This is a genomic window from Pseudomonas sp. PF05 (assembly GCF_056521845.1).
Window position 1 is genome coordinate 1 of sequence record NZ_JBWLPW010000011.1, and the last position, 21,599, is coordinate 21,599.

The 21,599-nt window shown below is 61.2% G+C and carries 19 protein-coding genes; 11 read left to right on the top strand and 8 right to left on the bottom strand.

Annotated elements, in window-relative coordinates; translation table 11 throughout:
- Positions 1-39 precede the first annotated feature (39 nt).
- The 5 genes from rplS to ffh all read right to left on the bottom strand — a co-directional run bounded on the left by rplS (position 40) and on the right by ffh (position 3,612).
- The gene (rplS, locus tag AC09SL_RS18605; protein WP_003175895.1) at positions 40-390 is read right to left on the bottom strand and encodes a 50S ribosomal protein L19; all 351 of its coding nucleotides are present in this window, start codon (positions 388-390) and stop codon (positions 40-42) included.
- A 45-nt stretch (positions 391-435) separates the two neighbouring features.
- On the bottom strand, positions 436-1,209 hold the full coding sequence (gene trmD / locus AC09SL_RS18610) for a tRNA (guanosine(37)-N1)-methyltransferase TrmD (RefSeq protein ID WP_170845966.1): 774 nt from the start codon (positions 1,207-1,209) through the stop codon (positions 436-438).
- On the bottom strand, positions 1,191-1,727 hold the full coding sequence (rimM, locus tag AC09SL_RS18615) for a ribosome maturation factor RimM (protein ID WP_058544503.1): 537 nt from the start codon (positions 1,725-1,727) through the stop codon (positions 1,191-1,193). Before rimM ends, trmD begins: the two co-directional genes overlap by 19 nt.
- Before the next feature lie 5 nt (positions 1,728-1,732).
- Positions 1,733-1,984, bottom strand: a complete 252-nt coding sequence (rpsP, locus tag AC09SL_RS18620) for a 30S ribosomal protein S16 (protein WP_003198088.1) — start codon at positions 1,982-1,984, stop codon at positions 1,733-1,735.
- A gap of 251 nt (positions 1,985-2,235) precedes the next feature.
- On the bottom strand, positions 2,236-3,612 hold the full coding sequence (ffh, locus tag AC09SL_RS18625) for a signal recognition particle protein (protein WP_003198085.1): 1,377 nt from the start codon (positions 3,610-3,612) through the stop codon (positions 2,236-2,238).
- A 206-nt stretch (positions 3,613-3,818) separates the two neighbouring features.
- On the opposite strand from ffh, the gene AC09SL_RS18630 reads away from it, so the two are divergent.
- The 8 genes from AC09SL_RS18630 to cmoB all read left to right on the top strand — a co-directional run bounded on the left by AC09SL_RS18630 (position 3,819) and on the right by cmoB (position 13,694).
- Positions 3,819-4,631: a cytochrome C assembly family protein gene (locus tag AC09SL_RS18630; protein ID WP_058544502.1), complete on the top strand. Its 813-nt coding sequence runs from the start codon at positions 3,819-3,821 to the stop codon at positions 4,629-4,631.
- A gap of 12 nt (positions 4,632-4,643) precedes the next feature.
- Positions 4,644-5,885, top strand: a complete 1,242-nt coding sequence (locus AC09SL_RS18635) for an HlyC/CorC family transporter (RefSeq protein WP_058544501.1) — start codon at positions 4,644-4,646, stop codon at positions 5,883-5,885.
- 487 nt (positions 5,886-6,372) lie between these two features.
- Positions 6,373-7,686, top strand: a complete 1,314-nt coding sequence (locus AC09SL_RS18640; RefSeq protein ID WP_058542689.1) for an MFS transporter — start codon at positions 6,373-6,375, stop codon at positions 7,684-7,686.
- 210 nt (positions 7,687-7,896) lie between these two features.
- Positions 7,897-10,311: an endopeptidase La gene (lon, locus tag AC09SL_RS18645; protein WP_058542690.1), complete on the top strand. Its 2,415-nt coding sequence runs from the start codon at positions 7,897-7,899 to the stop codon at positions 10,309-10,311.
- A 551-nt stretch (positions 10,312-10,862) separates the two neighbouring features.
- Positions 10,863-11,255: a protease inhibitor I42 family protein gene (locus AC09SL_RS18650; RefSeq protein ID WP_058546165.1), complete on the top strand. Its 393-nt coding sequence runs from the start codon at positions 10,863-10,865 to the stop codon at positions 11,253-11,255.
- 2 nt (positions 11,256-11,257) lie between these two features.
- A complete protein-coding gene (locus AC09SL_RS18655; RefSeq protein ID WP_058546177.1) occupies positions 11,258-11,893 on the top strand; it encodes a lysoplasmalogenase in 636 nt (211 codons plus the stop codon).
- A 104-nt stretch (positions 11,894-11,997) separates the two neighbouring features.
- On the top strand, positions 11,998-12,741 hold the full coding sequence (cmoA, locus tag AC09SL_RS18660) for a carboxy-S-adenosyl-L-methionine synthase CmoA (RefSeq protein ID WP_058546166.1): 744 nt from the start codon (positions 11,998-12,000) through the stop codon (positions 12,739-12,741).
- Positions 12,738-13,694 (top strand): tRNA 5-methoxyuridine(34)/uridine 5-oxyacetic acid(34) synthase CmoB, encoded by a 957-nt coding sequence (gene cmoB / locus AC09SL_RS18665; RefSeq protein ID WP_058546167.1) that lies wholly within the window; start codon positions 12,738-12,740, stop codon positions 13,692-13,694. The genes cmoA and cmoB overlap by 4 nt, the downstream gene beginning before the upstream one ends.
- 260 nt (positions 13,695-13,954) lie before the next feature.
- On the opposite strand, the gene tadA is transcribed toward cmoB, so the two are convergent.
- Entirely contained in the window at positions 13,955-14,452 is a 498-nt protein-coding gene (gene tadA, locus AC09SL_RS18670) for a tRNA adenosine(34) deaminase TadA (protein WP_058546168.1), read from the bottom strand.
- Positions 14,452-15,828: a multicopper oxidase family protein gene (locus tag AC09SL_RS18675; protein WP_058546169.1), complete on the bottom strand. Its 1,377-nt coding sequence runs from the start codon at positions 15,826-15,828 to the stop codon at positions 14,452-14,454. The genes tadA and AC09SL_RS18675 overlap by 1 nt, the downstream gene beginning before the upstream one ends.
- Before the next feature lie 317 nt (positions 15,829-16,145).
- Between AC09SL_RS18675 and AC09SL_RS18680 the strand changes: the two genes are divergently transcribed.
- Genes AC09SL_RS18680 through AC09SL_RS18690 form a run of 3 tightly spaced genes read left to right on the top strand, consistent with a single transcriptional unit; the run spans position 16,146 to position 21,062 of the window.
- Entirely contained in the window at positions 16,146-17,192 is a 1,047-nt protein-coding gene (locus AC09SL_RS18680; protein WP_058546170.1) for an HlyD family secretion protein, read from the top strand.
- A 2-nt stretch (positions 17,193-17,194) separates the two neighbouring features.
- A complete protein-coding gene (rbbA, locus tag AC09SL_RS18685; protein WP_058546171.1) occupies positions 17,195-19,936 on the top strand; it encodes a ribosome-associated ATPase/putative transporter RbbA in 2,742 nt (913 codons plus the stop codon).
- Between the two features lies 1 nt (position 19,937).
- Positions 19,938-21,062, top strand: coding sequence for an ABC transporter permease (locus AC09SL_RS18690; protein WP_058546172.1), 1,125 nt, complete (start codon positions 19,938-19,940; stop codon positions 21,060-21,062).
- A 247-nt stretch (positions 21,063-21,309) separates the two neighbouring features.
- Here the strand turns inward: AC09SL_RS18690 and AC09SL_RS18695 are convergent, their stop codons facing one another.
- Entirely contained in the window at positions 21,310-21,597 is a 288-nt protein-coding gene (locus AC09SL_RS18695) for a PTS sugar transporter subunit IIB (RefSeq protein ID WP_058546173.1), read from the bottom strand.
- Between the last annotated feature and the right edge of the window lie 2 nt (positions 21,598-21,599).

The window sequence follows — 21,599 nt, forward strand, 5'->3', positions numbered from 1 at the left end:
GCAGCCCGCAGGCTGCTTTTTTTGCATCGGAAGCTGGACTTAAGCCAGTTTTTCCTTGATGCGAGCTGCTTTACCCGACAGGTCACGCAGGTAGTACAGCTTGGCTTTACGCACGTCACCGCGACGCTTGACAGCCATGCTGTCGATTTGCGGGCTGTAGGTCTGGAAAGTACGCTCTACGCCGACACCGTTGGAGATTTTACGAACGGTGAATGCACTGTTCACGCCACGGTTACGCTTGGCGATAACAACGCCTTCGAACGCTTGCAGACGGGAACGGTCGCCTTCCTTCACTTTCACCTGAACGACAATGGTGTCGCCTGGGGCAAAGGTAGGGATTTCTTTGGTCATCTGCTCTGCTTCGAGTGCAAGGATGATTTTGTTAGTCATGCTGTGCTCCTAAGGCGAGTCGTCGGACTCACCATCGATACGTTGTTAACTATCGTCCCGCTCGCGGATGTATTCCTCGAGCAGCTTCTTCTCTTCTCCAGAAAGCGAGCGGCTTTCCAGAAGATCGGCGCGTCGTTCATAGGTCCGACCAAGGGACTGCTGTAAACGCCAACGCCGGATGTGCGCGTGGTTGCCACTTAGCAACACGTCGGGAACACGCTGATCCGCATACACCTCCGGTCGGGTGTAGTGCGGGCAATCCAGCAGACCATCCGTAAAGGAATCTTCCTCAGCGGAATCTGCATGCCCTAAAGCTCCAGGCAGCAGTCGTGTAACCGCATCGATCAGGACCATCGCCGGCAGCTCGCCGCCAGACAGTACATAGTCGCCAATCGACCACTCTTCATCGACATGAGCTTCAATGAAACGCTCGTCAATGCCTTCATAACGGCCGGCAATCAGGATCAATGCATCCGAATTCGCCAGCTCGCGTACCGCCGACTGAGTCAGCTGGCGGCCTTGGGGCGACAGGTAGATCACCTTCGCACCCTCCCCGGCTGCCGTCCTGGCCTGAACCAGCGCATCTTCCAGGGGCTTGATCTTCATCACCATGCCCGGACCACCGCCAAACGGGCGATCGTCCACAGTGTGATGTCGATCCGTGGTGTAGTCCCGCGGATTCCAACAGGTGAGCTGCAACAGCTCCTGTTTCACCGCGCGGCTGGTTATGCCGTACTCGCTGATGGCGGAAAACATCTCGGGAAACAATGTGATGACTTCAACGCGCAAGTTAGCCACGTTTAGAAATCCGCATCCCATTCCACCTTCATCTCGCCTGCGGCAAGGTCGACGGCCAACACGCATTGCTCGGTATAGGGCAACAGGCGTTCGCGATCATCCAGGCTGCCGACGCAAGGCTTGACCACCATGACATCGTTCGAACCGGTCTCGAGCAGGTGATCGATTTTCCCGAGCAATTGCCCGAGGTGGTCGATGACCTTCAGACCCACCAGCTGGTACCAGTAGTACTCGCCGTCGGTCAGTTCAGGGAACAGGTTGCGCGGCACGCAGATCTCATAACCGGCCAGAAGACGCGCTTCTTCACGATCATCGAGACCCTTGAGCTTTGCGACCAGGAACTTGTCGTTCCCACGTCCGCTGACCAGCTCCACCTGTTTCACGCTACCTTCGCGCTTGAGCGTCCAGGTTTTGTAGTCCAACAGGTTCTTGATCGGATCAGTAAAGGAATACACCTTCACTTCGCCGCGAACGCCATGTACAGAATAGATCTTGCCGACAACGATCAAATCATCAGCATCTTTTGGCGTCGCGTTCATATTGCTCAGGCCGCAGCCTTAGCCGATTCCTTCAACAACTGAGCAACGCGCTCAGAAGGTTGTGCACCAACGCTCAGCCAGTAGGCTACGCGCTCTTGGTTCACGGACAGACGAACTTCCTGACCACGGGCAACAGGGTTGAAGAAACCAACCTGCTCCTTGTGGGAACCGTCACGCGGGTTGCGGCTGTCGGTTACGGTCAGGTGGTAAAACGGGCGCTTTTTGGAGCCGCCAAGGGCAAGACGGATTGTTAGCATGTGAACATCGTTCCTGTAGTCGGTGCTGCAAATCTAAATGCACAGCGGGCATAGGTGCCCGAAAGGCCGCATATTCTAAGGAATATCCGGACTTTTGCAAATGTCTTTTTCCGGCGCCTGGCGCCATGCGATCAAGATTTGCCATAGAGCCGTCATGAAAAACGGCAAGTCAGCTCCCGCGTAGCGCGGGTTTGCTGGAGATCCCCGCATCCGTGCGGGGCAACGCCGACATGACAGCCGGCGCAGATTCTTTACATTTTCGGCATGCCGCCGCCGGGCAACATACCGCCCATGCCGCGCATCATCTTGGCCATCCCGCCCTTGGCGGAGAATTTCTTCATCATCTTCTGCATCTGCTTGTGCTGCTTGATCAAGCGACCGATGTCCTGCACCTGGGTGCCGGAACCCATGGCGATGCGGCGTTTGCGCGAACCGCTGATCAGCTCAGGGTCGCGGCGCTCGGCCGGAGTCATGGAGTTGATGATGGCTTCCATCTGCTTGAATTGCTTTTCAGCCGCGCCCTGGGCATTGCCCATCTGCGCCAGGTTCACACCACCGATGTTCGGCAGCTTGTCCATGAGGCCGCCCAGGCCGCCCATGTTTTTCATCTGTTGCAGTTGGTCGCGGAAGTCTTCGAGGTCGAAGCCCTTGCCCTTCTTCAGCTTCTTGGCCAGTTTGTCGGCCTTGTCCTTGTCGAGGGTCTGTTCGGCCTGCTCGATCAGGCTGAGCACGTCGCCCATGCCGAGGATGCGCGAAGCGATACGCTCGGGGTGGAACGGCTCAAGCGCTTCGCTCTTCTCGCCCATACCGATGAACTTGATCGGTTTGCCGGTGATGGCGCGTACCGACAGCGCGGCACCGCCACGGGCGTCACCGTCGACCTTGGTCAGGATCACGCCGGTCAGCGGCAGTGCATCACCGAACGCCTTGGCGGTGTTGGCCGCGTCCTGGCCGGTCATGGCATCGACCACGAACAGGGTTTCCACCGGGTTGATCGCGGCATGCAGCGCCTTGATCTCGCCCATCATCTCTTCATCGATGTGCAGGCGACCGGCGGTATCGACGATGACCACGTCGATGAATTTCAGTTTTGCTTCTTTAATAGCCGCTTGGGCGATGTCCACCGGCTTCTGGCTCAGATCGGACGGGAAGAACGTCACGCCGATGTCGTTGGCCAGGGTTTCCAGTTGCTTGATCGCCGCCGGACGGTAGATGTCCGCCGACACGACCATCACCGACTTCTTCTTGCGCTCTTTAAGGAAGCGCGCCAGTTTGCCGGCCGTCGTGGTCTTGCCCGCGCCTTGCAGACCAGCCATCAGCACCACAGCTGGCGGTACGGCGCTCAGGTTCAGGTCTTCGTTGGCGGCGCCCATCAGGCTTTCGAGTTCAGCCTGGACGATCTTCACGAACGCCTGGCCCGGTGTCAGGCTGCGCGACACCTCGGTGCCGACGGCACGTTCCTTGACCGAATTGACGAAGTCCTTGACCACCGGCAGGGCGACGTCGGCTTCGAGCAACGCCATGCGCACTTCGCGCAGGGTGTCTTTGATGTTGTCCTCGGTCAGTTTCGCCTTGCCGGTGACATGGCGCAGCGTCTGCGAGAGACGGTCGGTTAGGTTTTCAAACATGCGCGATCCTTTCAGGCCCAGATGAGACCGGGATAATGGCGGCCCAGACCGTGAAAAATGTGCTCGGCGAGCCTGCGGCGTGGGCAGGTCGCGGATTATAGCGAAGAAGCGGGCAACGTACACCTTGCTGTCAGTTGCTGTGGTCTTTCGTGCGGAGGGGGTTCTATGCCAAACTCAGCGCCTTTCGGGCTTGCCTAACAGGATTTATGCTCCCCTTGTCACCCAGCTTGCTTGCCACGCTCGCCGCCGCTTGCCTTTATGCCGCTGCGACCCTCTATCAAGGCACCCGCCTGGCCAACGGCGCCAAGGCGAACAAACGCCTGCTGGTCACGCTTGGCGTGCTGGCGGTGCTCGGCCACGCGGCCAGCCTTTATACCCACCTGATGACGCCGATCGGCCTGGGCCTGGATTTTTTCAACGCCGCCAGCCTGATCGCCGTCGCCGTGATCGCCCTGACGCTGCTGGCCTGCTCGCGCATCCCGGTGGAAAACCTGCTGGTGCTGCTGTTCCCGCTGGGGCTGGCCACGGTGCTGCTGGCGCAGTTCGCGCCGTCGGGCACGGTGCAGATCATCGACGAAGAGCCGGGCATCCTTGCCCACATCCTGCTGTCGGTCCTCGCCTATGGCCTGTTCACCATCGCGGTGTTCCAGGCCTTGCTGCTACTGGTGCAGGACCACCAGCTCAAGCACAAGCACCCGTCCGGGCTGATCCGCAACTTCCCGCCACTGCAAACCATGGAGAGCCTGTTGTTCGGCTTCCTCTGGGCTGGCTGGAGCCTGCTGTCGCTGTCGCTGATCTCCGGCTGGTTGTTCGTCGAGAACCTGTTCGCCCAGCACCTGGTGCACAAGACCCTGCTGGCCTGCCTGGCGTGGATCGTCTTCAGCGTGCTGCTGTGGGGGCGCAACCGCCTCGGCTGGCGCGGCCACAAGGCGATTCGCTGGACCCTGGCCGGTTTCTGCCTGCTGATGCTCGCGTACTTCGGCAGCAAGCTGGTCCGCGAATACATCCTGCATGTGTGACGGAAGGCCCTGATGGATACGTTGCCCGTGGCGCCGCTGTTTGCCGTGCTGGTGGTGCTGATCCTCTGGTCGGCCCTGTTCACCGCCATCGAAGCCGCCCAGCAGCATTTGCTGGCCCAGCGCACAGCCTCGCGCGCCAGTGACAAACCGCTGGCAACGCTGACATTCCCGCTGGCCAGCCTGATCCTGTGCAATACCCTCTGTCGCACCCTGGCCGTGGTCATCGGCACCTTGCTGGCGATTTTTACCTGGCTGGAAAACGGCCCTTGGGTGGCTTGGCTCGGCACCAGCGCCGCCCTGCTGGTGTTCGCCGACTACCTGCCGCGCACCTTGGCCACCCGCCAGCCCGACGCGGTGCTGGCGCTGGGCAACGCCTTGCTTGGCATACCGTTGAAGATCCTCTATCCGCTTGCCTGGCTGTTGAATGGCACCAGCCAGTTCTTGCTGCGTCCATTCGCGCGCAAGGCCAGCATGGTGCAACAGAGCGACGACGAAATGCCCGCGCCACCGCGCAGCGAGCATGAACCTGAGCACAGCAGCGGCCGATTGCACCCGGTTTCCGGCATCCACGCCCTGGACAACATCACCGTCAACGATATCCTCGTGCCCCGCAGCGAGGTCGACGGGATCAATCTCGACGACCCCATCGGCGAAATCATCGAACAACTGCGCCTGAACCGTCACACCCGCCTGCCGGTGTTCCACAGCGACATCAACCAGGTCGAAGCGGTGCTCAACACGCGCCAGATCCGTCATTTGCTGGCGGATGCGAGCCTGACCCAGGAAGCGCTGCTGGCCGCCTCCCACGAGCCTTACTTCGTCCCCGAAAGCACGCCACTGCAACTGCAACTGCTGAATTTCCACAAGCAGCAGCGGCGCCTGGGCATGGTGGTGGACGAATACGGCGAAGTGCTGGGCATCGTCACCCTGGAAGACATCCTCGAAGAAATCGTCGGCGAATTCGAAAGCGAGCACAGCCTCGACAACCCCCACGTCCATCCCCAACCTGATGGTCGCCTGATGATCGATGGCGCCGCGTCGATCCGCGAGTTGAACAGGACCCTGGGCTGGCATCTGCCTTGCGACGGCCCCAAGACCCTCAACGGGCTGGTGACCGAAGCCCTGGAAACCATCCCCGAAAGCCCGGTGTGCCTGAAGATTGGCCGTTACCGACTGGAAATCATCGAAACCGTGGACAACCGTGTCAGCCAGGTGCTGGCGTGGCATAACAGTTCGGTGCCTGCCGTTTCCTGACATCCCCTGGAAAGGGAGCTTGGCTCTCGCTGAACGGCGCTGTAGGAGCCGTGTAGGAGCTGCCGAAGGCTGCGATCTTTTGATCTTGATCTTTCACTTGTGACTCAATTGTCTGGAACAAGATCGCAGCCTCGTTGCACTCGACAGCTCCTACACAGCTCCTACACAGCTCCTACACGGCTCCTGCAGCGCCGTTCAGCGGGGATAAATCCCCTCGCCACAAAAGCTCATCACACGCTCCGATATTGTGTGCAAGCTACCTTGTTGAATCGTTAGCCTCCTTCCTATACTCAACCCGCTTACCCAGCCCCGCCCGAACCCGGTGCTTACCCGCACCCAGCCGGTTCCGGCCCGACCATCGGCAAAATCCGCATCAGCCCTGCGCCTGTTCCTACCCGAAACAGCGAAAGGATACCCGCCCACATCCCTGGGTGTTCGACCATAATAATTCGCTCCAACGGAGCCCATGACTGTCAGGGATAACTGCATGACGACCGCTACCTGCAACGAGGCTGTGCCGACCCGGCCGACAAACTCGACCACCCGCGTGGCCACCGCGAGTTTCATCGGCACCGCCATCGAGTTCTACGACTTCTACGTCTACGCCACGGCTGCGGCCCTGGTGATCGGGCCGGTGTTCTTCCCGCAAACCTCAGGCACGGCACAGATGCTGTCGTCCTTCCTGACGTTCGGCATCGCCTTCCTTGCCCGTCCGCTGGGCTCTGCGCTGTTCGGCCATTTCGGCGACCGGATCGGGCGCAAGTCGACGCTGGTGGCGTCCCTGCTGCTGATGGGCGTGTGCACCACCCTCATCGGCGTGCTGCCCGGCTACGCCAGCATCGGCGCCTGGGCGCCGATCCTGCTGTGCGTGCTGCGCTTCGGCCAGGGCCTGGGGTTGGGCGGTGAATGGGGCGGCGCGGCGCTGCTTGCCACCGAGAACGCGCCTAAAGGCAAACGTGCCTGGTTCGGCATGTTCCCCCAACTGGGGCCCTCTATCGGCTTCCTGGCAGCCAACGGGCTGTTCCTGACCCTGGCCATGAGCCTGGACGATGAGCAATTTCGCGCCTGGGGCTGGCGGATTCCGTTCCTGCTCAGCGCCGTGCTGGTGATCGTTGGTCTCTATGTTCGGCTCAAGCTCCATGAAACCCCGGTGTTCGCCAATGCCATGGCCCGCCAGGAGCGGGTGAAGGTGCCGTTGGTCGAGCTGTTCAGCCAGTACTGGGCGCCAACCTTGCTGGGCGCCGCGGCGATGGTGGTGTGTTACGCGCTGTTCTATATCTCGACGGTGTTCTCCCTGAGCTACGGCGTGTCCACCCTGGGCTACAGCCGCGAGACCTTCCTGGGCCTGCTGTGCGTTGCCGTGCTGTTCATGGCCGCCGCTACGCCCCTGTCGGCCTGGGCCAGCGACCGCTACGGCCGCAAGCCGGTGCTGATCGTCGGCGGTGTGCTGGCAATTGCCTCGGGTTTCCTCATGGAACCGCTGCTGACCCACGGCTCGACCGGCGGCGTGGCGCTGTTCCTGTGCATCGAGCTGTTCCTGATGGGGGTGACCTTCGCTCCCATGGGTGCCTTGCTGCCGGAACTGTTCCCGACCCACGTGCGCTATACCGGCGCCTCGGCGGCTTACAACCTGGGCGGCATCGTCGGCGCCTCGGCCGCGCCGTTCTTCGCCCAGAAATTGGTGGCGATGGGTGGTTTGAGTTATGTCGGGGGCTATGTGTCAGCGGCCGCGCTGCTCAGCGTGATCGCCGTACTGTGCCTGAAAGAAACGCGTCATAACGACTTGAACCGGGTTGCCTGACGCGCCTCCCGTAGGAGCTGCCGGAGGCTGCGATCTTTTGATCTTTTGATCTTTCACTTGAGACTCAAGCGTCAGGGGAAAGATCGCAGCCTCCGGCAGCTCCTACAGGGGAAAAACCGGCCAATGAAATAGCCGCTAACAATCACCCGCCATTGAAACCGCCCCCCACCTGCCCCATCTAAGACCCATACCCCATTGCGCAGGTGCCCCATGAGCGACCAGCACTCTACTGAAGCCACGAACGATTACGCCGACTCCGAACACATCGAACACACCTCCTCCGGCACCGGCCTGGCCCTGCCTGGCCAGAATTTACCAGACAAGGTCTACATCATCCCGATCCACAATCGTCCCTTCTTCCCGGCCCAAGTGTTGCCGGTCATCGTCAATGAAGAACCGTGGGCCGAGACCCTGGAGTTAGTGGCCAAGTCCGACCATCACTCCCTGGCGCTGTTCTTCATGGACTCGCCCCAGGAAGACCCGCGCCATTTCGACACCTCGAAGCTGCCGCTGTACGGCACACTGGTGAAGGTGCACCACGCCAGCCGGGAAGGCGGCAAACTGCAATTTGTCGCCCAGGGCCTGACCCGTGTGCGTATCCGCACCTGGCTCAAGCACCATCGCCCACCGTACCTGGTGGAAGTCGAATACCCGCACCAGCCGAGCGAACCGACCGACGAGGTCAAGGCCTACGGCATGGCGCTGATCAATGCGATCAAGGAGCTGCTGCCGCTCAATCCGCTGTACAGCGAAGAGCTGAAGAACTACCTCAACCGCTTCAGTCCCAACGACCCTTCGCCGCTGACCGATTTTGCCGCTGCGCTCACCTCCGCCACCGGCAGTGAACTGCAGGAAGTGCTCGATTGCGTGCCCATGCTCAAGCGCATGGAAAAAGTCCTGCCGATGCTGCGCAAGGAAGTCGAAGTGGCGCGGCTGCAGAAAGAGATTTCCGCCGAGGTCAACAACAAGATCGGCGAACATCAGCGCGAGTTCTTTCTCAAGGAGCAGCTCAAGGTCATCCAGCAGGAGCTGGGGCTGACCAAGGACGACCGCAGCGCCGATATCGAACAGTTCGAGCAGCGGCTCGAAGGCAAGGTGCTGCCGGCCCAGGCGCAGAAGCGCATCGAAGAGGAAATGAACAAACTCTCGATCCTGGAAACCGGTTCGCCGGAATATGCCGTTACTCGCAACTATCTGGATTGGGCGACCTCGGTGCCGTGGGGCGTGTACGGCCAGGACAAGCTTGACCTCAAGCACGCGCGCAAGGTGCTCGACCAGCACCACGCCGGCCTGGACGACATCAAGGACCGCATCCTGGAGTTCCTCGCCGTCGGCGCCTACAAAGGCGAGATCAGCGGTTCCATCGTGCTGCTGGTCGGCCCGCCGGGCGTGGGCAAGACCAGCGTCGGCAAATCCATCGCCGAATCCCTGGGGCGGCCGTTCTACCGCTTCAGCCTCGGCGGCATGCGCGACGAAGCCGAGATCAAGGGCCATCGGCGTACCTACATCGGCGCCCAGCCGGGCAAGCTGGTGCAGGCGCTGAAAGATGTCGAAGTGATGAACCCGGTGATCATGCTCGACGAGATCGACAAGATGGGCCAGAGCTACCAGGGCGACCCGGCCTCGGCCCTGCTGGAGACCCTCGACCCGGAGCAGAACGTCGAATTCCTCGACCACTACCTGGACCTGCGCCTGGACCTGTCGAAAGTGCTCTTCATCTGCACCGCCAACACCCTGGACTCGATCCCCGGGCCATTGCTGGACCGGATGGAAGTGATCCGCCTGTCGGGCTACATCACCGAAGAAAAAGTCGCCATTGCCAAGCGCCACCTGTGGCCCAAGCAACTGGCCAAGGCCGGCGTGTCCAAGGGCAGCCTGAGTATCAACGACAGCGCCCTCAAGGCCCTGATCGACGGTTATGCCCGTGAAGCCGGGGTGCGACAGCTGGAGAAACAGCTGGGCAAACTGGTGCGCAAGGCGGTAATGAAGCTGATCGACGACCCCAAGGCCGTGATCAAGCTCGGGCCGAAGGACCTCGAGGCCTCCCTGGGCAAACCGGTGTTTCGCAACGAGCAGGTGTTGTCTGGCGTCGGGGTGATTACCGGCCTGGCCTGGACCAGCATGGGCGGCGCGACCTTGCCGATCGAGGCGACGCGCATCCACACCCTCAATCGCGGCTTCAAGCTGACCGGGCAACTGGGGGACGTGATGAAGGAGTCGGCGGAAATCGCCCACAGCTACGTCAGTTCGCACCTGAAGCAATTTGGCGGCGATCCGAAATTCTTCGACGAGGCCTTCGTTCACCTGCACGTACCCGAAGGCGCCACGCCCAAGGACGGCCCGAGCGCCGGCGTCACCATGGCCAGCGCCTTGCTATCCCTGGCCCGCAACCAGCCGCCGAAAAAAGGCGTGGCCATGACTGGCGAATTGACCCTCACCGGGCACGTCCTGCCGATTGGCGGGGTGCGCGAAAAGGTCATCGCGGCGCGACGGCAGAAAATCAACGAGCTGATCCTGCCGGAAGCCAACCGGGGCAACTTCGAAGAGCTGCCGGACTACCTCAAGGAAGGCGTCACGGTGCACTTTGCCAAGCGGTTTGCGGATGTGGCGAAGGTGTTGTTCTGATGCTCCTCTAGCGCTTGTGCGGGCCCCATCGCGGGCAAGCCTTGCTCCCACAGGGTTAAATGTCGCTCACAGACTTTGTGGGCAACAAAGATCCATTGTGGGAACAAGCCTTGCCCCACAGGGTTAAATGTCGCTCACACACTTTGTGGGCAACAAAGATCCATTGTGGGAACAAGCCTTGCCCCACAGGGTTAAATGTCGCTCAGAGATTTTGTCTGCAACAAAGATCCATTGGGAGCAAGCCTTGCTCCCACAGGGTTAATGTCGCTCACAGATTTTGTCTGCAACAAAGATCCATTGTGGGAGCAAGCCTTGCCCACAGGGTTAAATGTCGCTCACAGACTTTGTGGGCAACAAAGATCCATTGGGAGCAAGCCTTGCCCCACAGGGTTAAATGTCGCTCACAGATTTTGTGGGCAACAAAGATCCATTGTGGGAGCAAGGCTTGCCCGCGAAGGCGGCATCAGCAACAACCTATGCCCAGCTGACACACCTAGTAGCATCTTCGGTTATGCTCGCCGTTCGTCGTAAATGCCGGAGCCGTTGCCCTTATGTCCCTCACCCGCCTGCTCGTCCCCTTCAGTCTCGCCCTGCTGAGCGCCTGCGCCATGCAACCGAAACACAACGTGACCGTGGAAAAACTGAGCCAGTGCCCGGTGCGGCTCAATAATGGGCAAAACCTGATCCTGAGCCTGCCCAGCAACCCCACCACCGGTTATCGCTGGGCGATCCAGGATTCGGCCGGTGGCGTGTTGAAAGGCCTGGGACCGGAGGTTTATCGCAACCCGGAAGACGCTGGCATCGTCGGCGCCGCGGGTGTCTCGACCTGGCGCTTCCAGGCATTCAGCGCCGGCACCGGACGCTTGCGCCTGACTTACCAACAGCCCTGGGCCCCGGAAGTGCCGCCCGTGGAAACCTTCGACTGCGCCATTTCGGTGAAGTGACCGTGGGCTGGCTGATCCTTGCCCTGATGGGCGCAGCCACCTACCTGTACGGCCTGACCGTGCACGCCACATTCTTGTGTCTGCTGGTCAAGCCCATGCCGGTGCTGGCCCTGCTTGGCTGGCTGCACGATGCACCGCCCAGTGACTATCGGCGCTGGATCAGCCTCGGGCTGATTTTTTCACTGGTGGGTGACGTGTTGCTGGCCTGGCCGGGGGATCTGTTCGTATTCGGCCTTGGCGCATTTCTGCTGGCGCACCTGGCCTACCTGAAAGCCTACCTCAGCGACTGCCGCCGCCCGGCACTGCTGCCATTGGCCCTGGCCTTGGGCATCGGTGCGGTGCTGTTGGGGATCCTGGTGTCGAACGGCCTTGGGCCGTTGCTGGTGCCGGTGATGGTCTATGGCCTGGCCATCAGCGCCATGCTTTGGCGAGCGTTGGCGCGGTTGGGCACCGGCGTGCCGAAACGCTCCGCCTGGCTGGCCGCCGCCGGGGCGCTGGCGTTTGTGTTCTCCGACAGCCTGATCGGCATCAACCGGTTCGTGCAACCCTTCCATGCTGCGCCTTACCTGATCATCGTCAGTTACTGGCTGGGCCAATGGGGGATTACGGCGTCGGCGTTTACCCAAAGGCGGCACTGAACAAAGATCAATGTGGGAGCAAGCCTTACTCCCACAAAACTCGCTCCCACAGGTTTTTTGGTTAAAATGCCGGCCTTTTCACCACCCATGCCGCTGGAACCGCCGTGAGCAAAGACCCCGATCGCCTATTCGCCCAACCCCTGGCCCAAGTGCCGGACTTCGCCTTCAACGAGGACGTGGTGCGGGTGTTTCCGGACATGATCAAGCGTTCGGTGCCGGGTTACCCGACCATCGTCGAAAACCTCGGCGTGCTCGCCGCGCAATTCGCCCAGCCCAATAGCGTGCTCTACGACCTGGGCTCGTCCCTGGGCGCCGTGACCCAGGCCCTGCGCCGCCACGTGCGCACTGACGGTTGCCGGGTGATCGCAGTGGATAACTCGGCGGCCATGGTCGAACGCTGCCGCCAATACCTCAACGGCCAGGACTCGATGTTCCAGGAGCTGCTGCCGGTGGAAGTGATCGAAGGCGACATCCTCGCCCTGGCGTTCCAGCCAGCCTCGGTGGTGGCACTGAACTTCACTCTGCAATTCATCGCGCCGGACCAGCGCACCGCACTGTTGAGCCGCATCCGCCAGTCCTTGCTGCCCAGTGGCGCCCTGATCCTGTCGGAAAAGTTGCGTTTCAACGATGCCGAGGAACACGCCCTGCTCACCGACCTGCACGTGGCGTTCAAGCGCGCCAACGGCTACAGCGAGCTGGAAATTGCCCAGAAGCGCAGCGCCATCGAAAACGTCATGAAGCCCGACAGCCTCGAAGAACACCGCGAACGCCTGCTGGCGGCCGGGTTCTCGAAAGTCGTGCCGTGGTTCCAGTGTCTTAACTTCGCCTCGTTGATTGCCCTGCCATGATTGATCTGTCCCCCCTCGCCCGCCATCTGGCCGGCACGCCCCTGGCCGATTGGGCAGCGACGTTGCAGGCGCAACTCGATAGCAAGATGGAAAAGGGCCATGGCGATCTGGAGCGTTGGCAAAGCGCGCTCGATGCGCTGCCGGCCTTGCACCCCACCACGGTCGACCTGCAGAACGGTCTGACCCTCGACACCGATTGTTCCGACGAAACCCGTGCGCAAATGCGTACCGCGTTGATGGGCCTGTCGCCATGGCGCAAAGGGCCTTTCGACCTGTTTGGCGTGCACGTGGACACCGAATGGCGCTCGGACTGGAAGTGGTCCCGGGTGGCCCCGCACCTGGACCTCAAAGGCAAGCGCATCCTCGATGTGGGCTGTGGCAACGGCTACTACATGTGGCGCATGCTTGGTGCCGGGGCCGACACAGTGATCGGCGTCGACCCCAACTGGCTGTTCTTCTGTCAGTTCCAGGCGGTGCAACGCTACCTGTCGCAGCCCAACGCCTGGCATTTGCCGTTCCCCTTCGAAGCCCTGCCAGCGGAGCTGGAAGGTTTCAACACGGTGTTTTCCATGGGCGTGTTCTACCACCGGCGCTCGCCGATCGAACACTTGCTGGCCTTGAAGGATTGCCTGGTCAAAGGTGGCGAACTGGTGCTGGAAACCCTGGTGATCGAGGGCGACGAACACCAGGTGCTGGTGCCCGAGGACCGCTACGCGCAGATGCGCAACGTGTGGTTCCTGCCGTCGGTCCCGGCCCTGGAGCGCTGGCTGCGCCGCGCCGGGTTTAGCGATGTGCGTTGCGTGGACGTGAGCCTGACCACCGTGCAGGAGCAGCGCAGCACCGAGTGGATGAAGTATCAGTCGCTAAGTGATTTCCTCGACCCCGCCGACCACAGCAAAACCATCGAAGGACTGCCGGCGCCGATGCGGGCGGTGATTGTGGCGCGTAAATAAATCGCGCCAGCCGCCTGTGTCAGAGCAACCTGCTCACTTAAGGGCTGCCAATCATTGTGGCAAGGGAGCTTGCTCCCGCTCGGCTGCGCCCGTAGGAGCTGTGTAGGAGCTGTGTAGGAGCTGTCGAGTGCAACGAGGCTGCGATCTTTCCACAGCCAATTGAGTCCAGAGCGAAAGATCAAGATCAAAAGATCGCAGCCTTCGGCAGCTCCTACACGCAGCCCAGCGCGAGCAAGCTCCCTCGCCACAAGGGTATGTGGTCAACCTTGGGATTTGGCTCTTCGGGCCTTGAAGAACTCACTCAGCACGGTGCTGCATTCCTCAGCCAACACCCCGCCCTCGTACATCACCCGATGGTTCAGGAAACCCTGGTTGAAGAACTGCCCCTGGCTCTGCACGATGCCGGCCTTGGGCTCCAGGGCGCCGTAGACGACCCGGGCGATACGCGAGTGGACGATGAGGCCGGCGCACATGCTGCACGGCTCCAGCGTCACATACAGCGTGCTGCCGGGCAGGCGATAGTTGTTCACCGCCTGGGCGGCGGCGCGGATGGCAACCATTTCCGCGTGGGCGCTGGGGTCATGGCCGCTGATCGGGCAGTTGAAGCCGCGTCCGATGATCTCGCCGTCCTGCACCAGCACCGCGCCCACCGGCACTTCGCCCAGGGCTGCGCCTTGTGCGGCGAGGGCCAGGGCTTGGCGCATGAAGTCCTGGTCACGGCTGCGGTCGATGATCCTGGCAGGGCGAATCTGGCGCATCACGCCACCTCGATGGCGGCCATCAGGCCGGTTTCCATGTGGTCGATCACATGGCAGTGGAACATCCATACCCCGGGGTTATCCGCCACCAGCGCCACCTGCGCCCGCTCGTTCTTGCCCAGCAGGTAAGTGTCGGTGAAATACGGGATGACCTTGTGCCGGTTCGACGCGATCACCTTGAAGCTCATGCCATGCAAATGGATCGGGTGCTGGTACTGAGTCATGTTCTTCAATTCGAAAATATAGCTCTGGCCTTTCTTCAGCGTAGCAATCGGCCGATCGGCGCAGGTCTTGTCGGTGATGTCCCAAGCCTGGCCGTTGATCTGCCAAAGGCTCGGCGGCTTGCCGTTGTCGACATTGACCGACACCGAACCAACCCATTCGAAATTGAAGTTGAGTTTTTCGGCATTGGCCAGGTCCGGCTCGGCCACCGGGTTAGGTGGCAGCGCGGGCGGCCACTGGGTCGGCGCATCATTGTTGGGCACGGAGCGCAAAGTGCCCAGCCGCACCGGACCATTGCGCAACGACAACTCTTCGCCGGCTGGAGGTGCCTTGATCGCCAGGCAAATGCGCATGCCCGGGCCCAGCCAGTATTCCTTGCCCAACGGGCGCGGCTCGATGGGGTTGCCATCCAGGGCGTAGATCTGCGCCTCGACGCCAGGAATGTTGATGCGATAAGTCAGGGTATTGTCCAGGTTGAGCAAGCGTACCCGAGTGATCTGTCCGGCCGGTAGATCAATCACCGGCAGCGGCACGCCATTAATGGTCGACAGACGCCCGGCCGTCCCGCCACGGGCCGCTTCACGGGGAATACTGAAGGCGACGAACTCGCCCTGCTCATCCACATGCCAGTTCTTGAGGCTCAGGGTCTGCTCGTATTTGAAGCCGGTGGGCTCACGTTCTTCGATGATCAACGGCCCCACCAGCCCACGCCCGAGCTCTTCGCTGCTGTTGACGTGAGGGTGATACCAATAGCTGCCGGCGTCCGGCACGCGGAATTTGTAATCGAAATACTCGCCCGGCAACACCGGCAATTGCGAGACATACGGCACACCGTCCATCTCCAACGGCAAACGGATCCCGTGCCAATGAATGGTGGTGGCGACCGGCAGGTGATTGATGAAGCGCACCCGCAACCATTCACCCTGGCGCACCCGCAATTCGGTACCCGGCGCCGACGGACCGAAGGCCCAGGCCTGGGTCTTGTGCCCGGCCACCAGCTCGACATCCAGCGGTGCGGCGATCAATTCATAGTCGTGACCGGCCTCGGCATCGGCCATCTTCCCCAGCCAGTACCGCGATGCGCCGCCTGCACCCACGCCAACGACAACAAGACCGGCCAGGCCACCGAGTATTTGGCGACGGGTAAAGGACATGAATGCAACCACCTATGAATCCGCGGCGAACCGTTGGGCCCGCAAAAGGCGAATACGATACACCCGCAGATGAGAAACAGTAAGGGCTGCAAAAATGAAAAAAACCTAAGGAAGTTATCCACAGGACGGTCCTCCTCCGCGCCCATCGGCAAGGTAAGCACCCGCGCAATTGATTGATAAAGATCAACGCCATGCCCGGCGGTTAATGGGCAACATCCAAGGGAACAAACTGACTTGGGTATTCACAGGACGCCGTAGATCAAAGTGCGCGGCACGATAAACGCTTGAGCTCCTCACTTCACGCCAGGGATCCGATCGTGACGACCACCCCGAGTAACGACGCAAAACCTGCTTGGCGGCGTGTTGCCGCAAAGGTCCTTCTCGTTCTTGCCATCGCCTTGGCAGGCGGCGCTGGTGGCGCTTGGTATTGGTGGAAGGGCCAGCAGGGCAAGCTGCCGGAAGGGCTGGTATCGGGCAACGGACGGATTGAATCCGACCAGGTCGACATCGCCGCGAAGTCGGCCGGGCGCATTCAGGAGGTGCTCGTCCGGGAGGGCGACCTGGTCACCGCGGGACAAGTGCTGGCGCGCATCGATATCACGGAGTTGCAGGCCCAGCGCGCCAAATACGTCGCCGACGTGGCTTCAGAGCAAGCCTCGATGCTCGAGGCGAAGGCGACTGTCGCTCAACGGCAGGCCGAACTGGTGCTCAAGAAAGCCAAGCTTGGCCGGGTGCTCAAGCTCGTCGAGACCGGCGCAGTCAGCCAGGACGACCGCGACCAGGCACAGAGTGAAAACGACTCTGCCCGCGCGATCCTTGAAGCCGCGCAGAGGACCGTGACGGCACGTGAACGATCGGTCGCTGCCGCGCAAGCACTGGTCGATCAGGTCGACGCCCAGATCGCCGATACCCTCCTGCGAGCGCCGGTGCGGGGCCGCGTTCTTTATCGCCTGGCCAATCCAGGGGAAGTCCTTTCGGCCGGTGGCAAGGTCCTGACGCTCATCGATCTGTCGCAGATCTACATGGAAATCTATCTCCCCTCCGAGCAGGCCATGCGCGTGCCAATCGGCTCGCAAGGGCGGATTCAGTTCGACGGCGCCGATTTCGCCGTCCCGGCCCAAGTGAGCTTCGTATCGCCAGAAGCTCAGTTCACGCCCAAACAAGTCGAAACCCGCAGCGAACGCGACAAGCTGATGTTCCGGGTCAAATTGCGCGTCCCGACAAGCCTCGTCGAACGTCACATCGAACAGGTGAAAACCGGGGCCCGTGGCGTCGGCTATGTACGCCTCGACCCCAATCCACCCGATTGGCCGGCCTTCCTGCAAAAACGCATCGAGGATGATCCGGTTGATGCGGGGCCTTGACGATGCCAGCGTACAGCCCCTTGATCGCCGATATCTGCGACGTAACCCATGGCTATGGCAAGGTCCGCGCGCTCGACGACGTGTCGCTCCAAGTGCCAAGCGCTCGGATGACCGGTGTCATCGGCCCTGATGGTGCCGGTAAATCCACACTGCTGGGGCTGATCGCCGGGGCGCGAAAGCTACAGGCTGGAGCGGTCACGGTCCTGGACGGCAGTATGGGCAATGCGCGTCATCGTCGTGCCGTCTGCACGCGCATTGCCTACATGCCGCAAGGACTGGGCAAGAACCTCTATCAGGAAATCAGCGTCCGCGAGAACCTGGCCTTCTTTGGCGCGCTTTTCGGTCTGAGCGCCTCGGAATGCGAGGCGCGTACTCGGCGCCTGGCGAGCGCAACCGGCCTGCTGCCCTTTCTTGACCGACCTGCCGCAAAACTGTCGGGCGGCATGAAGCAAAAGCTCGGCCTGTGCTGCGCGCTCATTCACGATCCCGACCTGCTTATTCTCGACGAGCCGACCACCGGGGTCGATCCGCTGTCACGCCGGCAGTTCTGGAATCTCATCGCAGACTTGCGGCGCGAGCGACCGACGATGAGCGTCATCGTCTCCACCGCTTATATGGATGAAGCGAGCTATTGCGATTGGCTCATCGTGATGGACCACGCGAAAGTGCTCGCCTGCGGCACGGCCGATGAATTGCGCGAGAAGACCGGTGAACAAGACCTCGAATCCGTCTTTGTCGCCCTGCAACCGGGGCGAAAATCGACCTCTGGGCGGCTCGTCATTTCGCCGCGTCAACCGAGCACGGAGCCCCCGGTCATTGTCGCGACCCAATTGACTTGCCGTTTCGGCAGTTTCACGGCCGTCGATCACGTCAGTTTCTCCATCGAGCGCGGAGAAATCTTCGGCTTCCTCGGTTCGAACGGCTGTGGCAAGACCACGACCATGAAAATGCTGACCGGGCTGCTGGCGCCGAGCGAGGGACAGGCCCAGGTATGTGGAAAACCGGTCGACGCCAATGACCTGTCGATCCGCCAGCGCGTCGGCTTCATGTCGCAAGCGTTCTCACTCTATGGCGAACTCACCGTACAGCAGAACCTGCTGCTTCATGCCCGCCTTTTTCATCTGCCAGCCGACCGCGTCAAGGCGCGTATCGCCAAACTCCTGATCGACGTCGGCCTTGTCGACTATGCCGATGCTGGCGCCCATTCGCTGCCGCTAGGGTTGCGCCAACGTCTTTCTCTGGCCGTGGCGATCGTGCACGATCCCGAGCTGCTGATCCTCGATGAACCCACCTCGGGTGTCGACCCGCAGGCACGTGACGAGTTCTGGAGGCTGCTGGGCGATCTCTCGCGAAATCGCAATGTCACCATTTTCGTCTCCACGCATTTCATGAGCGAGGCGACGCGTTGCGACCGCATCTCATTGATGCACGCGGGGCGAGTCCTGGTCTGCGACACACCGCAGAACGTCATCGCCCCCAAAGGGGCGGCGGATCTGGAGGAGGCGTTCATCGCCTATATCGAGGACGCCGAGCGTGCTTCCCGCGCGCCCGAAACAGCGCCGACCCAGGGGCAGATCCTGAGGACCGTCGTGACGTCGTCCCGCAGCCGCGCGGTCTTCATGCCGCTGCGACGCCTGCTCGCCTACGCCAAATGCGAGACGCTGTCGCTGATGCGCGATCCGGTGCGGCTCGTCTTCGCGTTCCTGGGCTCGTTCATCATGCTCTTGATCTTCGGTTTCGGTGTCTCCAGCGACGTGACCAACCTCACCTACGCGGCGTTTGACCATGACAACACGCCACAGAGCCGGGCCTATCTGGCCAATTTCTCAAGCTCGCAGTACTTCACCGAAAAGACGCCCATCCACAGCGCCGAGCAGATGCAACAGCGCCTGAAGTCAAACGACATCACCCTGGCCATCGAGATTGCCCCGGACTTCGGGCGCCTGGTAAAACGCGGCTCGGACTGGCAGGTCGCAGCCTGGATCGACGGCGCCAACACCTCACGCGCCGGCACCATCGAGGGGTATGTCGAGCAGGCACATAATCTGTTCACCCAACAGCGGGACCGAGAGTCCAGCGCGCCACGGAGTGCAGAACCGACCACCAGCATCGAGGTCCGCTACCGCTACAACCCGACAGCCGAGAGCATCTATGCAATCGGGCCGGCAGTACCGGCCATGCTGCTCATGATGTTTCTCGCCATTCTGATGGCCGTCAGCGTCGCCCGCGAAAAGGAGATCGGCACGATTACGAACTTCTACGCCACGCCTACAACGCGCCTGGAATTCCTCATCGGCAAACAGCTGCCCTACATCGGCGTCGGCATGATCAACTTTTTCATCATGACGGCGACCGTGCTGTTTCTCTTCAAGGTCCCCATCAAGGGGGACATGCTCGCCCTGGTCCTCGGCGCGTTTCTCTACGTAGCGGCGGCCACCGGCTACGGGCTTTTCATCTCGACCTTCACCTCGAGCCAGGTCGCCGCCGTGTTCGCCGGCGCAATCCTGTCGCTGCTGCCGACCATGCAGTTCTCCGGGATGATGCAGCCGGTTTCGACACTGGAAGGCGGTGCGCGCCTGATGGGCTCGCTGTGGCCCACCAGCTACTACATGCATATGAGCGTCGGCGCGTTCACCAAGGGCCTTGGTTTGAGTGACATGCTGGCCGACCTGCTGACGCTGACGCTGTTTTGTCCGGCCTTCCTCTGGCTGTCCGCGCTGTTCTTGCGCAAGCAGGAGAAATAACGTGCGCAGCCTCTCCAACCTGTTCTGGCTCGGCACCAAGGAGCTGCGCATTCTTTCCAAAGACATGATGATGATCCTGTTCATCATCTGGTCCTTCGGCTTCAGTATCTACATGCAGTCGACCGGAGGCGGCGAGACCGTCAATAACGCCGCCCTGGCGTTCGTTGACGAAGACCATTCCAGCCTCTCGCGATCGATTGCCGGGTTGTTCTATCCGCCTTATTTCCAAGCGCCCAAAATGATTGACGCCGCCGATATCGACCGCGCCATGGACAAAGGTCTCTACACCTTTGTCGTGGTCATTGCTCCGCGCTTTGAAGCGGACGTGCGCAAGGGGCGCGATGTGGAAGTCCAGGTTAACGTGGACGCCACTGCGGTCCAGCAGGCGTCCTTGGGCGCCGGCTACATCCAGAGCATGGTGACCAACGAGGTCAACCGCTATCGGCAGGCGATAAAGCGCACCAGCGGCCTGTCTTCCGATCTGGTCATCCGTCGCGCCTTCAATCCAAACGGCACGCAATCCTGGTTCCGTGCGGTCGTCAGCCTCGCCGACCACCTGTCGATGCTGATCATTATCCTGACCGGCGCGGCGCTCTTGCGCGAGCGCGAGCATGGCACGATCGAGCACTTGCTGGTGATGCCGCTCACGGCCTTCGAAATTGCCCTCGCCAAGGTGTGGGCGAATGGATTGGTGATCGTCATCGCCTTCATCTGCTCACTTTTATTCGTGATCGAGGATCTGCTCGATGTGCCGATCGCCGGCTCACGCAGTCTGCTGGTACTTGGAACGGTCATCTACGTCTTCGCCACGGCAGCGATCGGCATCTTCCTGGGCACGCTCGCCCGCACCATGGCGCAGTTCGCCCTTTTGATGATCATGACGGTGATGCCGATGATGATGCTGTCGGGAGGTATGTCGCCGATCGAGAGTCAGCCGCAATGGGTCCAGTACGTGACGTGGTTTTTCCCTTCGCGACACTATGTAGCTTTCACGCAAGCGATCGTGTTTCGAGGGGCAAATCTGGATATCGTCTGGAAAGAGTTCCTGACGGTCATGGTGATGGGGGTGACATTTCTCACGATGAGCCTGATGCTGTTCCGCCGGTCCGTCGCCACGTTGCACTAGGCTGGCCAGATCCGGGAGGGACTTTCCATTAGCGCTTGCTCCCGCTGGGTTGCGTGTAGGAGCTGCCGAAGGCTGCGATCTTTTGATCTTGATCTTGAGCTTTCTCTTGAGATTCAAGTGTCAGGGGAAAGATCGCAGCCTCGTTGCACTCGACAGCTCCTACAGCTCCTACGGTTCCTACAGTTCCTACAGTTCCTACGGTTCCTACAGCTCCTATGCAGCACCCCCGAACCGCCGTTACGACGGTTCAGCCTTGCAGGCCGGTGATCAGATGCACCACGCCGTTGTCCAGCATCATCACCCCCGTCACACCGGCGGCGCTCAGGCCCGTCCGGTCGATCCGCGCCATATCCCGCAGTTCCACCCGCAGCCGCGTCAGTGCCACGGGCTGATGGGACTTGAGGTTATCCGCACCGCCCAACGCGGCGATGATGGCTGGCGCCGGCCCCTCCACCGAGACCGGCAGCGTGGGTTCTTCCGGTATCAGGTCCGGAGTCAGGGCTTTCCAGAACGCCTGTTGTAGTCTGTCGAACATGT

Coding starts and splice junctions, on each gene's coding strand:
- rplS (WP_003175895.1), bottom strand. CDS start 390: ATGACTAACAAAATCATCCTTGCACTCGAAGCAGAGCAGATGACCAAA.
- trmD (WP_170845966.1), bottom strand. CDS start 1,209: ATGGGATGCGGATTTCTAAACGTGGCTAACTTGCGCGTTGAAGTCATC.
- rimM (WP_058544503.1), bottom strand. CDS start 1,727: ATGAACGCGACGCCAAAAGATGCTGATGATTTGATCGTTGTCGGCAAG.
- rpsP (WP_003198088.1), bottom strand. CDS start 1,984: ATGCTAACAATCCGTCTTGCCCTTGGCGGCTCCAAAAAGCGCCCGTTT.
- ffh (WP_003198085.1), bottom strand. CDS start 3,612: ATGTTTGAAAACCTAACCGACCGTCTCTCGCAGACGCTGCGCCATGTC.
- AC09SL_RS18630 (WP_058544502.1), top strand. CDS start 3,819: ATGCTCCCCTTGTCACCCAGCTTGCTTGCCACGCTCGCCGCCGCTTGC.
- AC09SL_RS18635 (WP_058544501.1), top strand. CDS start 4,644: ATGGATACGTTGCCCGTGGCGCCGCTGTTTGCCGTGCTGGTGGTGCTG.
- AC09SL_RS18640 (WP_058542689.1), top strand. CDS start 6,373: ATGACGACCGCTACCTGCAACGAGGCTGTGCCGACCCGGCCGACAAAC.
- lon (WP_058542690.1), top strand. CDS start 7,897: ATGAGCGACCAGCACTCTACTGAAGCCACGAACGATTACGCCGACTCC.
- AC09SL_RS18650 (WP_058546165.1), top strand. CDS start 10,863: ATGTCCCTCACCCGCCTGCTCGTCCCCTTCAGTCTCGCCCTGCTGAGC.
- cmoB (WP_058546167.1), top strand. CDS start 12,738: ATGATTGATCTGTCCCCCCTCGCCCGCCATCTGGCCGGCACGCCCCTG.
- tadA (WP_058546168.1), bottom strand. CDS start 14,452: ATGCGCCAGATTCGCCCTGCCAGGATCATCGACCGCAGCCGTGACCAG.
- AC09SL_RS18675 (WP_058546169.1), bottom strand. CDS start 15,828: ATGTCCTTTACCCGTCGCCAAATACTCGGTGGCCTGGCCGGTCTTGTT.
- rbbA (WP_058546171.1), top strand. CDS start 17,195: ATGCCAGCGTACAGCCCCTTGATCGCCGATATCTGCGACGTAACCCAT.
- AC09SL_RS18695 (WP_058546173.1), bottom strand. CDS start 21,597: ATGTTCGACAGACTACAACAGGCGTTCTGGAAAGCCCTGACTCCGGAC.